13 protein-coding genes are annotated in these 13,127 nt (G+C 62.8%); 7 read left to right on the top strand and 6 right to left on the bottom strand.

Annotated elements, in window-relative coordinates; translation table 11 throughout:
- Window positions 1-91 precede the first annotated feature (91 nt).
- From ACPDZI_RS09320 to ACPDZI_RS09305, 4 genes are all read left to right on the top strand, one after another.
- Complete coding sequence (locus ACPDZI_RS09320; RefSeq protein ID WP_438834401.1) at window positions 92-1,750, top strand: bifunctional metallophosphatase/5'-nucleotidase; 1,659 nt, start codon at window positions 92-94, stop codon at window positions 1,748-1,750.
- Between the two features lie 195 nt (window positions 1,751-1,945).
- Window positions 1,946-3,589 (top strand): hypothetical protein, encoded by a 1,644-nt coding sequence (locus ACPDZI_RS09315; RefSeq protein WP_029303209.1) that lies wholly within the window; start codon window positions 1,946-1,948, stop codon window positions 3,587-3,589.
- A 141-nt stretch (window positions 3,590-3,730) separates the two neighbouring features.
- Window positions 3,731-4,234, top strand: coding sequence for a M48 family metallopeptidase (locus tag ACPDZI_RS09310; protein ID WP_011705787.1), 504 nt, complete (start codon window positions 3,731-3,733; stop codon window positions 4,232-4,234).
- A 24-nt stretch (window positions 4,235-4,258) separates the two neighbouring features.
- Window positions 4,259-5,080: a DUF2927 domain-containing protein gene (locus ACPDZI_RS09305; protein WP_263676716.1), complete on the top strand. Its 822-nt coding sequence runs from the start codon at window positions 4,259-4,261 to the stop codon at window positions 5,078-5,080.
- 135 nt (window positions 5,081-5,215) lie between these two features.
- Here the strand turns inward: ACPDZI_RS09305 and ACPDZI_RS09300 are convergent, their stop codons facing one another.
- Entirely contained in the window at window positions 5,216-5,464 is a 249-nt protein-coding gene (locus ACPDZI_RS09300) for a DinI family protein (RefSeq protein ID WP_011705785.1), read from the bottom strand.
- A gap of 256 nt (window positions 5,465-5,720) precedes the next feature.
- Between ACPDZI_RS09300 and ACPDZI_RS09295 the strand changes: the two genes are divergently transcribed.
- A complete protein-coding gene (locus ACPDZI_RS09295) occupies window positions 5,721-5,990 on the top strand; it encodes a type B 50S ribosomal protein L31 (protein WP_438834400.1) in 270 nt (89 codons plus the stop codon).
- Window positions 5,987-6,112, top strand: a complete 126-nt coding sequence (gene ykgO, locus ACPDZI_RS09290) for a type B 50S ribosomal protein L36 (protein ID WP_005300174.1) — start codon at window positions 5,987-5,989, stop codon at window positions 6,110-6,112. Before ACPDZI_RS09295 ends, ykgO begins: the two co-directional genes overlap by 4 nt.
- A 50-nt stretch (window positions 6,113-6,162) precedes the next feature.
- On the opposite strand, the gene ACPDZI_RS09285 is transcribed toward ykgO, so the two are convergent.
- Window positions 6,163-7,029: a pirin family protein gene (locus ACPDZI_RS09285; RefSeq protein WP_438834399.1), complete on the bottom strand. Its 867-nt coding sequence runs from the start codon at window positions 7,027-7,029 to the stop codon at window positions 6,163-6,165.
- Window positions 7,030-7,152: 123 nt separating this feature from the next.
- Between ACPDZI_RS09285 and ACPDZI_RS09280 the strand changes: the two genes are divergently transcribed.
- Window positions 7,153-8,058 (top strand): LysR family transcriptional regulator, encoded by a 906-nt coding sequence (locus tag ACPDZI_RS09280; protein ID WP_438834398.1) that lies wholly within the window; start codon window positions 7,153-7,155, stop codon window positions 8,056-8,058.
- Window positions 8,059-8,152: 94 nt separating this feature from the next.
- On the opposite strand, the gene araC is transcribed toward ACPDZI_RS09280, so the two are convergent.
- The 4 genes from araC to ACPDZI_RS09260 all read right to left on the bottom strand — a co-directional run bounded on the left by araC (window position 8,153) and on the right by ACPDZI_RS09260 (window position 12,814).
- The gene (araC, locus tag ACPDZI_RS09275; protein WP_045790020.1) at window positions 8,153-9,064 is read right to left on the bottom strand and encodes an arabinose operon transcriptional regulator AraC; all 912 of its coding nucleotides are present in this window, start codon (window positions 9,062-9,064) and stop codon (window positions 8,153-8,155) included.
- A gap of 279 nt (window positions 9,065-9,343) precedes the next feature.
- Window positions 9,344-10,210, bottom strand: coding sequence for an L-arabinose ABC transporter permease AraH (gene araH, locus ACPDZI_RS09270; RefSeq protein ID WP_438834397.1), 867 nt, complete (start codon window positions 10,208-10,210; stop codon window positions 9,344-9,346).
- A gap of 48 nt (window positions 10,211-10,258) precedes the next feature.
- Window positions 10,259-11,758: an L-arabinose ABC transporter ATP-binding protein AraG gene (gene araG, locus ACPDZI_RS09265; protein ID WP_408754288.1), complete on the bottom strand. Its 1,500-nt coding sequence runs from the start codon at window positions 11,756-11,758 to the stop codon at window positions 10,259-10,261.
- A gap of 72 nt (window positions 11,759-11,830) precedes the next feature.
- A complete protein-coding gene (locus tag ACPDZI_RS09260; protein ID WP_438834396.1) occupies window positions 11,831-12,814 on the bottom strand; it encodes an arabinose ABC transporter substrate-binding protein in 984 nt (327 codons plus the stop codon).
- Window positions 12,815-13,127 lie beyond the last annotated feature (313 nt).

Below are 13,127 nucleotides of genomic sequence, written 5' to 3'. Positions count from 1 at the left end.
TCACTCTACCAGCCCGGCCTGCCGCCGGGCTGGTATCTCCCCCCGCCATTGGAGTAGACTCGGTGCTCTTTTTTCTCTAAGGAGGACCGAGATGAGTATTACGGTTCAACTTGCCCACTTCAGTGACTGTCACTCCCATTTCGATGGCGCCCCCATGCGCTTCGCCCCTGCAGGCGAGTCCGAGTGGCGCACCCAGTGTGGTGGCTACGCCCGCATCCTGACCCGGCTCAACGCCTTGCGCCGGCAGGCCGACGCGGCGGGCCAGACCTGCCTGTTCCTGCACGGCGGTGACACCTTCCAGGGCTCGCTCTATTTCAACCGCTTCAAGGGGCGCGCCAACGCCGACCTGCTGAGCCTGCTGCGACCGGACGCCATGGTGATCGGCAATCACGAGTTCGATCTGGGCAACGGGCCGCTGGTGGAGTTTTTGCGCCAGCTCGACTTTCCGGTGCTGGCCGCCAACCTCGACAGCAGTCAGGAGCCCGCCGACGCCCCGCTGCGACTGCGCGGTCTGCCCCAGTTGTATGACGCCAGCCGTCCCTGGCACCAGCGCAGTATCGACGGCGTGCCTTTCGCCCTGCTCGGCATCACGCTGCCGCAGATGGCGGCCATCGCCAGCCCCGATCCCCATACCCGCTTTCACGGCATCGAGCAGACCCTGAAGGCCACGCTGGCAGAGATCAAGGCCGCCGGCATCCACCACATCATCCTGCTGAGCCACCTGGGGCTGGAGCAGGACAAACTGCTGGCCGAGCATTTTCCCGAGCTCAGCCTCATCATCGGCGGCCACACCCACAGCCTGCTCGGGGATCTGGCGCCGCTCGGTCTGGCGAGCGAGGGCAGCTATCCGCTGATGCGAAACGGCGTCGCCATCCTGCACGCCGCCCACAGCGCCCTCTGCCTCGGGGTGTGCGAACTGACGTTTGACCAGCACGGCCGGGTAGAACGCAGCCGTGGCCAGCTGGAGTGGCTGCCCTGGCAGCCCTGGCCGTTTGCCTCGACGCCGCCGGCCGGGCTGCACTTTTGCGAGCCGGCGCCCGAGCTCGAGCAACTGCTGGCCAAACGCTACCGGCCCGAGCTCGAGACCATGACCCAGCGCATCGTGACCCGCCTTGGCGGGCCGCTGCACCATCAGCGGCTGCCCGATGCCAGCCTGCCGGCCGGCAGCCAGGTGGCGCCCCTGGTGGCCAGCGCCATGCTGGCCGGGGCCCGCGAGCAGGTCGGTCAGGTGGACTTCGCCCTGCACAATGCCGGCGGGGTACGCTGTTCCCTCGAGCCCGGGCCGCTCAGCGAGGCAGACATCGCCGGCCGCCTGCTGCCCTTCGCCATCCCGCTCACCCTCTATCGGGTGCACGGTCATGAGCTGGCCGAGGCGCTGGAGGGGGCCATCGACAACGCCACCAACAACGGCGTGACGGGCAATGGCAGCGGCAGCTTCCCCTATACCGCCGGCGTGCGCTTCTGTTATCAGGCGGACCAGCCCAAGGGGCGCCGGATCACCCGGCTGGAGTGGGAGCGCGCCCCCGGCCAGTGGCAGCCGGTCGAGGCCGATGCCATCTATCGGGGGGTTTCCAGCGCCTACACCGCCTCCGGCAAGGAGGGCTATACCGCACTGGCTCGCACCCTGACCCAGCACAACCAGGAGCTCGGCATCACCCTGGCGGATGCCTTCATCCGCTGGGCCCGCTATCTGCCCGAGCTCGCCGCTGCGCCGGCACTGGTGGAGTATCAGGGGCCGTCTACCCGTTGATGACCTGGCGGGCCACTTGGCGGTGGCACTCCAGGTCGCTTTAGCCGGTTTTGTCAGAAAACGTGCCGCTTTCATGCCGTAAAGCGGCACTTTTACAAATTATTTCAAGCACATTCCCCTCGCCCATTGCATCGTGCTGTCAGGCTCGGCAAGATAGGCCCGCTTTCGAGACTTCCCAGCAGGAACAGGTCACCCATGAATCATGCCATCCGTTTTACCCCTCCTCGCGTCAATCCGGGCCTGCGGCCGCTGGTGATCCTGCTCACCGGCTTGCTGGCCTTGCTGTTCTGCCTGCGCAACCCGCTGTTCCACGGCATGGCGCCAGGCTTTGACGCCTCGCTGTTTGCGGTGATGGGCAAGATGTGGAGCGAAGGGGGCGTGCTTTACCGGGACATGATCGACATCAAGGGCCCCATGATCTTCGCCCTCGACGCCCTCGGCTATGGCCTTGGCGGCTTCTTCGGGATCTGGCTGCTGGAGTGGGCACTCTGCTGGCTGGGGCTGCTGGCCAGCTGGCAGGCGTTCGGTCAGCTCGGCCTCTCGCTGCGGGCCCGGCTCGGCAGCATGCTGGCGGTGCTGGCGCTCTACGGCACCCGCTACTACTACGGCAACATGACCGAGGACTGGACGTTCCATCTGGCCCTCATCGCCCAGTGGGCCTTCATCACCATGCTGCTGGACAAGCGCTGCAGCTGGGGACCGGCGCTGGTGGCCGCGCTCACCTTTGCCATCGTCGCCTGGATGCGCACCAACAACGGCGCCTTCTGGGGGGCCTGGTATCTGGTGCTGTTCTGCCACTGGTGCCTGCGCGAACAGTGGCGCTGCGCCCTCTCCCTGCTCTGCTCCAGCCTGCTGGGGCTGGCACTGGTTGGCGGCCCGCTGCTCGCCTACTTCCAGCATCACAACCTGCTGGCCGAATTCAAATACTACGCCTTCGACATCTTCTTCGAGGGGAGCTACGGCAACGGCTTCTCGCCGGATGTGGGCAGTGTCGGCCTGCTGCGTACCGGCCTCATCATGCTGTTGCCCGCCTTCATCGTGCTGATGATGGGGCGCCGTCAGGAGTGGTATCTGCCGGCCCTGTGCGCCACCCTGTTTGGGGTCATCTTCACCCTGATCGCCAACTCGGTCTCCGGCCACGTGTTCGATCACTACGATGTGCTCTATCTGCCGCTGGCCCTGCTGCCGCTGGCCTGCCTGCTGGATCGCAGCGAACAGCAGGCCGATGGCCTCGGCCTGCTCTGCATCTCGCTGGTGGTGCTGACCGCCAGCTGGCTGCTGGCCCAGCAGCTGGGTTACGGCTGGAGCACCAAGGAGTGGTCGCTGGAGCGGGTGCGTGAAGTGCTCGGCAACAGCCTGTTGTGGGCGCTGCCGGTGCTCATCCTGGTGCCCCTGTGGCGCGCCTGGGATGTGCGCAGCGCCACCCCCTGGCTCGCTTCGCTCGCCATGCTGGCCCTGCTGCTCAACAATGCCTGGGAAGGCACCCTGAAGGGCACACCGTTCAACCCGCCGGCCCAGGTGCGGGTCGATCGGATCAAGGCCGAGACCAGCCCCACCGACAAGATCTGGGTGGACGGCATCCAGCCACAATATTACCTCTGGACCGATCGCCAGCCGGCCTCCGCCTACCTGTTCTTTGCCAACGTCAACCCACCCTACGACGTGCGTGAACGGGTGCTGGCCGACCTCAAGCGCCAGAGTCCCAAGTTCATCATCGCCAAGCCGGATCGGGTGGCCGATGAGCTCAAGAAGCCAAGCTCCCCCTCCAGTCTCGCCTTCTATCAATATCTGGTGAGCCAGTATGAAGAGGTGGATCCGGGTCTCTATCGCAGGCGCTGAGCAACCCTTGACCGAACAGGGCCGTCATCCCGCGATGACGGCCCTTTTCATTGCGCCAACGCTGGCAAGGCCCGAAACGGTAGGCAAGCGGCGACGCGCTGACTACAATGGCGCTCTTTTGATATGACGAGTAATGCAGACATGGCGGAACTGACCTACCTCGGTGGCTACCCCGAGCCCCTCAAGGCCCAGGTGCAACAGCTGATCGCGGCGGGCAAACTGGGGGACGTGCTGGCAAAGCGTTATCCAGAGACCCACCTCATCCAGAGTGACAAGGCACTGCTCGCCTACACCATGGAGCTGAAGAACCGCTACCTGAAAAGCTCGGCGCCACTTTCCAAGGTGATCTTCGATGGCAAGATCAATGTGATCAAGGATGCCCTCGGCCTGCACACCTATGTGAGCCGGGTGCAGGGCAGCAAGCTCAAGGCCAAGAACGAGATCCGCATCGCCGCCCTGTTCAAGGAGGCCCACCCAGCCTTCCTGAAGATGATCGTGGTGCACGAGCTGGCCCACCTGAAAGAGAAGGATCACAACAAGGGCTTTTATCAGCTCTGTCAGCATATGGAGCCGGACTATCATCAACTGGAGTTTGATCTGCGGCTCTGGCTCACCTGGCGCGATCTCGAACGGGCCACGCGCTGATCCCGACTGTTTCAAGGAGGAGACATGACTTCATTGCGCCGTTACCTTGCCGTGCGCCACTCAGGCTGGCGCCGGCCGCTCGGCCGCTGGCTGGTGGCGCTCCTGTTGCTGAGCCCCTGGCTGCAGGCCGCCGAGCGTTGGCAGAGCGATGCCTATCTCACCGAGAGTTTCTTCGAGGTCGCCATGAAGCGGGAGTACGGCCACGAACAGAATGTGCACTTCTCCCGCTGGGAACAGCCCATCCGTCTCAAGCTGGTCAACGAATTTGGCGACAAGGCGCTGCAAAGCGAGGTGGTCAGAGTACAGAGCCAGCATCTGGCCGGCATCATAGGTCGTCCCATCGCCCTGGTCAGCGAGCGACCCAACATCACCCTGATCATGACCGAACGCGCCAAGATGGCGAGCTGGGCCAAGCGCACCATGGGGCAGGATGCCTCCGTCAAGACCGCGCTCAAGGAGGGGCTCTGCATGGCCAACTTCACCACCAATGCCCGCCGCGAGATGGCCCGCGCCACCATCATCATTCCAGTGGATTACAGCCGGGCCAAGGGGCGCTTTCTCGACTGCGTGGTGGAGGAGCTCACCCAGGTGATGGGGTTGCCCAACGATTCGGACAAGGTGTTCCCCTCCATCTTCAACGACAACAGCATCGACAGCTTCCCGACCGGGCTCGATTACGTGCTGCTCAAGCTTGCCTATCACCCGGCCCTGCAGGCCGGCATGACGGCCAGCGAAGTGCGTGCCGCCCTTCCCGTCGCCCTCAAGGCACTGCGCGCCAGCGGCGACATCGCCCAGGCCGATCAGCGGGTGCAGGTCAACAGTCTCAAACGCTGGGCCGGGCTTTGACGGTTGAGGATTAAAAGCTGAGTGCTGACGCACCATCAGCTCGGGATCTCATTCCACCAGCAACAAAAAACGCAGCCTTGGGCTGCGTTTTTTGTTCGGCAAGAAAGCTGCTAGATGAGAGCCCGGCAACCAGGCTCAGGAGGCAACACTCTCCGGCATCCAGCTGTCGGCATTTTCCCACACCTCCTGCACCATGGCTTCTGCCAGCTCCTTGTCCTCCTTGCTGGCGCGGCTGACCGTCAGCGCCATGGCGCTGCCGGGGGCGACCCGCACATGCAGGTCGGGGAACTTCTCGCCCAGTTGCTTGAGCAGCTCCTGACGCAGCGCCTCCATGGTCGAGGTGGGCACCTGATGTTTTTTGTCGATGATGATTTCCAGACGCATAGGATACTTCTCCATGATTTATAACTGTATTTTTATACAGTAAAAATCAAAAGTAAAGCGCGTCATCCACCTCTTGTTGCCAACCCTGCTGCGACATCACCAAACCCGGCTGGCTACCCCTCTTGCCGGAGAGGCAGAGCTCCCTTGGGCAATATCATCCCATCATCACACAAGACAAAAAATTGTTGATATCTATTCTCAACAAAGGCATGATTTATTTGTTATGTTATAACAACTAAATTATAAGGCCAGCATCATGCGTCCCGACATTCACCCCGAGTACCGTCAGGTTCTGTTCCACGACCTGACCGCCAACACCTATTTTCTGGTGGGTTCTACCCTCAAGACCGATCGCACCAAGCAGTGGGAAGACGGCAACACCTACCCCTATGTGACGCTGGATGTCTCCAGTGCGTCACACCCCTTCTATACCGGCAAGCAGAAGCAGGTCAGCAAGGAAGGTCAGGTCGCCCGCTTCGGCCAGCGTTTCGGTCAGTTCTTCAACAGAGGAAAAGCGCAGTCATGAAAGTCCTCTCCTCCCTCAAATCAGCCAAGTCGCGCCACCCCGATTGCCAGATTGTCCGCCGCCGCGGCAAGCTGTTCGTGATCTGCAAGAGCAACCCTAGGTTCAAGGCCCGTCAGCGCTGATCCGCAGCCTCATAAAAACAAGGCCCTCATGCGAGGGCCTTGTCCATTTATCACTCCGGCATCACGCCGAATCTGCCGCTGTTGAAGTCATCGATGGCCTGCACTATCTCCTCATGGCTGTTCATCACGAAGGGGCCGTGCCCCACGATGGGCTCCTCGATGGGATCACCGCCCAGCAGCAGCATAGTGGCGTCGCTGTTTGCCTCGATCATGACCTGCCGACCTGCCCGGTCCAGCACCACCATCTGCGCCTCCCGGGCGATGGCACTGCCGTTGACCTGCACGGTCCCCTTGAGCACGATGAGCGCGCCGGTCCAGCCTTCGGGCAACTCGAGTGTGCTGACGCTGCCCTGCACCAGACGCAGATCCCAGACATGCAGCGGACTGAAGGTATGGGCCGGGCCACGGACCCCCTCAAACTCGCCGGCGATGACCCGCACCAACCCCGCGTCGCTGGCCAGTGCCACCGTCGGAATATCGCGCGCCAGGATGGGCTGGTAGCCGGGCGGCGTCATCTTGTGCCGGCTCGGCAGATTCACCCACAACTGCACCATCTCCAGCTCACCACCCGACTCACTGAAGGCCGGGGCGTGAAATTCCTCGTGCAGGATACCGGCGCCGGCGGTCATCCACTGCACGTCACCCGGGCCTATCACGCCGCCCCGACCGGTCGAATCCCGGTGCGCCACTTCGCCCTTGTAGACGATGGTCACCGTCTCGAAACCGCGATGGGGATGTTCACCCACCCCGCGCGGCTGGCTGGTCGGCGTAAAGTTGGCCGGGCCGGCATAGTCGAGCAGCAGGAAGGGGCTCAGCTGCTTGCCGTGGCTGCTGTAGGAGAAGAGAGAGCGGACGGGAAAGCCGTCACCTACCCAGTGAGGACGGGGGGCGCTGTAAACGCCGAGGATCTTTTTCATCTGTCGCTCCTGACATATCCGGTGGAATTGAACACTGGAGACAGCATAGTTTCGAGACGAATAGGTGGGTAGACTGCTAAATTGGGCATCAGCGTCCTATTTTTGGAACGATGAGAGCACCCTATGCAGGATCTGAACGATCTCTACTATTTCGTCCAGGTGGTGGATCACGGCGGCTTTGCCCCCGCTGGCCGCGCCATCGGCATGCCCAAATCCCGGCTCAGCCGCCGGATAGCACAACTTGAAGAGCGGCTCGGCGTGCGGCTGCTCCAGCGCTCGACCCGCCAGTTTGCGGTGACCGAGCTGGGCCGCACCTATTACGAGCACTGCAAGGCGATGCTGGTGGAGGCCGAGGTGGCGCAGGCCGCCATCGAGATGACACGGGCCGAGCCCTGCGGGCTGATCCGCATGAGCTGCCCCATCGCCCTGCTGCACACCCATATCGGCCCCATGCTGGCGGATTTCATGGCCCGTCACCCCCAGATCAGGGTCGAGCTGGAAGGGACCAATCGGCGGGTCGATCCCATCGCAGAAGGGGTCGATGTGGCCATCCGGGTCAGGCCGCCACCGCTGCAGGACAGCGAGCTGGTGATCCGGATACTGGCGCAGCGTCGCCAGTGCCTGGTGGCCAGCCCGGCACTCGTCGCACAGCAGGGCTTGCCCACCGCACCGGCAGATCTGCACGGCTGGCCCAGCATGGGGCTGGGGACGCCGCGGCAGCACTACCTCTGGTCACTGTTCGGGCCGCAGGGGGCACAGGCCGACCTCACCCACCAGCCCCGCTTCGTCACCACCGACATGGTGGCGCTGCGCAGTGCGGCGCTGGCCGGGGTCGGGGTGGTGCAGTTGCCGCTGTTGATGGTGCAGGAGCAGCTGACCGCCGCCACCCTGGTCAAGGTAGTGCCTGCCTGGGAGCCGAAGCCCGAACTCATCCACGCCGTGTTCCCCTCCCGGCGCGGCCTGCTCCCCTCAGTGCGGGCCCTGATCGACTATCTGGTGGAGCGCTTCGCCGCCATCGACGAGGAGTGATGAAGAAAGCAGCGGCCCCCTGCCCCAGGCAGCCACCCCATCATGGGGTGGACGCTGAAGTGACAGGATAGGCCGCGGCCTCAGGTAAGTGGGGTCACAGCGGGGTGGCACATTTGCGGTATTCGGTGGGGCTGACCCCCACCCGCTTTCGAAACACCCGCGAGAAGTAGAGCTGATCGTCATAGCCCACCTGCTGGCCGATGGTGGCCACCGACAGCGGCGTGGTCTGCAGCAGCAACTTGGCCCGCATGATGCGCTGATCCTCGCGCCAGCGCACTATGCTCACCCCCACCTGCTCGCGAAACAGATGGGCGAGGCGCGAGGGGGACAAGAACACCTGCTCCGCCAGCGCCTCCACCGAGATCTCGGCGCAGAGCGACTCGCTTAAGATCTGGCACGCCTGGTGAACCCGGTGGTCGATGGCGGGATAGGCATCCAGGGAGGAGGCTTCGTAGCAGCGAATGAGCAGCCGCTCCAGCAAGTTCATCGCCAGTTGCTCCGACATGGGCCGCAGCTGCTGGTGGGTCTCTTCAATGTCGAGGAACAGGGCATCGAACTCGGCGAGCAAGGCGGCGTCCGCCAGTTGCAGGCGCCCCACCCGCTCCGTCACCTGCGGCCACTTGAGCCAGTCGGCCCAGTAGGCCCGCGGCCGGAAATAGACCCAGCGGTGGTACCACGCCTGGGCATCCGGCGCCCGGCCGTAATGGTGCACCGCCGCCGGCGGGAACAACAGCAGGTCACCGGGCTCCACAGTGAAGGCCTGCTCCCCTTGAAAGATCTGCCCCTTGCCCCTGATGGTCAGATTGACGATGAAGCCCTTCATCCCTTGGGGCCGGTCGATGATGAAGTCGAGCGCACTCCCTTGCTCGATAGGGGTCATGCCCGAGACCAAGAAGACGTCGAAGGCGTAGCCCGGCAGCAGGGGGTTGAGTTGTTTCGGCTTCTCTTTTTGCATCGAGGACATGGCGGAAAACAGCGCTTGGGTAAAAAAATCGGCTTGGGCCATTGTAAAGACTCACCTTGGGAACGCGCTATCCGGCGCATGGCGCCGTGTGAAATTGGTGAACTGGCTCACAACGGGATGTGTCGTAAGCCATGAAGTAACCCTCTGCAGGCCCGCAGCACGCGGGCCTGCACCGGTTGGACAGGGATCAGATGCGCGCCTTGCGTACCTGCTTGTAGCGGTCGAACAGCACGGCGGCGAGCAGGATGAGGCCACGCACCACGTACTGGGCAAACGGGGAGATGTTGAGCAGGTTCATGGCGTTCTCCATCAGCCCCAGGATCAGCACCCCGGCGATGATGTAGGAGATCTTGCCGATCCCCCCTTCATGGAAACACCTCCCAGCACGCAAGCGGAGATCACCACCAGCTCGAAGCCGATCGAGGTCATCGGCTGGCCCGAGGTCATGCGCGAGGCGAGTATGATGCCGGCGATGGAGGCAATCAGCCCGGTCATGGTGAAGATGATGATCTTGGTGCGCACCACGTTGACCCCGGCCAGGCGCGCCGCCTCCTCATTGCCCCCCATGGCCAGGGTGTTGCGGCCGAAGGTGGTCTTGTTGAGCAGCAGACCGAACAGCACGAAGCAGACGGCGGTCAGCCAGACCGGGATCGGGATGCCGAGCAGGGCGGAGTTGCCGAGCTCGAAGAAACGCTCCTCGACGATGCCCACCGCCTTGCCGTCGGAGATGATGTAGCCCACCCCGCGCGCCATCTGCATGGTGGCGAGGGTGGTGATGAGGGCGTTGATCTTGAATTTTGCCACGACGATGCCGTTGATGAGGCCAAACAGCACTCCCACCGACATGCCGGCCAGGATGCCCACTGTGATGCTCTCGGTGGCGTTGATGCCCACCGCGCAGGTGACGCCGGAGCAGGCCACCACTGAGCCCACCGACATGTCGAACTCGCCGGAGGCGAGGCAGAACAGCATGCCGCAGGCCACCATGCCCGACATGGAGACGGCGAGCCCGAGCCCGCGCATGTTGATCAGGCTGGCGAAGTTGGGTACCAGCACGCAGGCCAGCAGGAACAGGATGGCGAAGATCACCAGCATGCCGTATTGATCCCAGACGCGGGCCAGTTGCAGGCGGGAGCCACTGGCCGTCGCGGCGCTGGCGGCCTGGCCGACTGAGGTAGTAGTTGTCATGGTATTTCTCCTGAAAATTCCGGGTGCTATCTCGTTGCGGTCAGCAGATCAACGGGCCGGCATGGCCAGATTGAGCGCCTTGACCTCGTTGGCCTCGTCGTGGGAAAGCTCGCCGGCGATCTCCCCCTCCCGCATGACCATGATCCGGTCCGCGATGCCCAGCACTTCCGGCAGCTCGCTGGATACCACCACCACGGCGATGCCCACCTTGGCCAGATCGTAAATCACGTTGTAAATCTCGTTCTTTGCCCCGACGTCGATGCCGCGGGTCGGCTCGTCGAGCAAGATGACCTTCATGTCCTCGGAGAGCCAGCGCCCCAAAATGGCCTTCTGCTGATTGCCGCCGGAAAGGTTCATGATGGCCTGCTGGGGAGACGGGGTCTTGACCCGCATGTCGCGGATCCGCAGCCTCGCGTTCTCGTCTTCCCACTGCTGGTTGATCCAGAAGCCCCCCCACGCGTGGTGACGGCGGGCACTGATGTTGATGTTCTCCTGCACCGAGTGAATGGGGATGATGCCGAGCGCCTTCCTGTCTTCGGTGCAGAGCATGATGCCGCTGCGAATGGCGTCGATGGGGCTCTGAATGACCACCTTTTTGCCAAACACCGCTATCTCGCCGCTGTGCATCTTGTCGGCGCCGAAGATGAGCTTCATCAGCTCGCTGCGCCCGGCCCCCACCAGCCCGAAGATGCCGAGGATCTCCCCGCGTTTGACCTCGAGCGATACCGGCGCCTTGAGCCCCGGCCCCATCAGGTTATCTACCTTGAGGCCCGCCTCGCCGAGCGGCCTTGGGCTGTAGCCATAGATGTCGGTCAGCTCGCGCCCCACCATGGTTTTGACCAGCAGATCCCGGTCCACCTCGGCCATGGAGGCGAAGGTGCGCACGAACTGGCCATCCTTGAACACCGTGATGGCGTCGCACAGGGCGAAGATCTCGTCCATCCGATGGGAGACGTAGAGAATGACCTTGCCCTCGTCACGCAGCTGGCGGATGACCCGAAACAGCTGTTCAATCTCGCGCGACGACAGGCTACTGGTCGGCTCGTCGAAGGCGATGACGCTGGCATCCCGGGTCAGCGCCTTGGCGATCTCCACCATCTGCCACTGCCCCAGCGACAGGTACTTGAGCGGCGTCTCGGGGGAGACGTCCATGCCGAGGCGCGCCAGCTGCCTGGCCGCATCCTGATAGAGCTTCTCCCGATCGATGACCCCGCGCCGGGTCGGCAGCTGACCGAGATAGATGTTCTCGGCCACCGTCATCTCGGGTACTAGGTGCAACTCCTGATAGATGATGGCGATCCCGCTCTCCAGCGCATCGACCGTGCTTTGAAAGACCCGCTCCTGACCGGCCAGCTTCACCACCCCGGTGGTGGGCGATTGAAAGCCGCTCAGGATCTTGAGCAGGGTGGACTTGCCCGCGCCGTTTTCCCCCATCAGCGCGTGCACCGTGCCCTGCTGGCAGCAGAAGGAGACATTCTTCAGCGCCTTGACGCCGGGAAACTCCTTGCTGATGCCGCAAAACTCCAGATAAGGAACTGACTGATTCATGTTTCACTCCAGCCGACCGGCATGGCGCACTGCGCCATGCCGGTCTCGATGTCAGGGTTTAAATGGCGTCAATCACAGACCTTTCTTCTGCAGCTCGACCTTGAAGTTGTCGCGGGTGATGAGCACCACGTCGGTCACCTCGGTGAACTTGGCCGGTTCGGCGCCGTTGACTACCCAGTCATGGAGCATCTGGATGCTCTTGTAACCGTGCACGTCCGGGCTTGGCAGCAGGGAGCCGAGGAAGCCGGTAGCGCTGGACTTGGAGAGCTCGTTCACCGCATCCACCCCGTTGATGCCGATGCCGATGACGTTCTCGGCCTTGAAGCCCTGCCCTTCGGTGGCGCGCACGCCGCCGAGCACAGTGTTGTCATTCATGCCGACGATGAGCCAGTTCTTCACCTCGGGGTGCTGCACCAGCATGGAGTTGGCGGCATCCAGCGCCCCCGGAATGTCGTTGGCCTTGGTCGGCGAGCGGTAGATCTGCCCCTCGGGGAAACCGGCGGCCTTGAGCGCGCTCAAGGAGCCCTCGACCCGGCGACGGGCTGTGTCGAGCTCGTCGGCGGTGATGGCGAGCACCCCGGTCGCCTTCACGTCCCACTGGCGTTTTTGCATCTCCTTGTAGAGCTCCTGGCCCTGGCGTTCACCAATCTTGGTGGCGGCCATCATCACCAGCGGCACCTGCTCCATAGGCTGGCCCTTGGCGTTGACGAACTGGTCGTCCACCGTGATGACCTTCAGATCCATGCTGTTGGCCTTGGCCATGATGGCGGCCCCGAGCTTGGGATCCGGAGTGCAGATGACGAAGCCCTTGGCGCCGTTGGCAGCCAGGCTGTCGATGGCATTGAGGGTCTTCTCGCCATCGGGGACGGCGATCTTGATCACCTCGAAGCCGAGATCCTTGCCCGCCTTGTCGGCGAAGTTCCATTCGGTCTGGAACCAGGGCTCCTCCGGCTGCTTGACCAGGTAGCCCAGCTTCAGCGCCTCGGCCGAGAAAGCAGCATTTGCCATACCAAGGGCAAACCCCATTGCGATCATGCTGTTAACGATTTTGTTCATGCGAGTGTCTCCAGGTGTTCTATCAATCCATGTATCCACGCAGTGCTGCTCCTTGAGTCAATCAAGTCGCAGCCATATAAAAACATGCTTAAACAGGACGTTATTGTTGTTGCTAGTTGAGCGAACCAAGTTGTAATCGTTTTCACATGGAAAAATGGAGAGCAGGATCACGCCATGAAATTGCAGCCGTTTTGTCTATGTTTTCAGCAAAATAATCACATAGCGGATCTTCGATGGCCGTCACCCTCTTGCCGGCATAGCGTTTAAATCCATATTTCCAGCAGCCAATGGCTAACCGCCCGTCCGGTCCATC

This window comes from Aeromonas oralensis, assembly GCF_049665575.1.
Lineage (GTDB): Bacteria > Pseudomonadota > Gammaproteobacteria > Enterobacterales > Aeromonadaceae > Aeromonas > Aeromonas hydrophila.
This window is presented reverse-complemented; position numbering and strand designations above follow the sequence as displayed.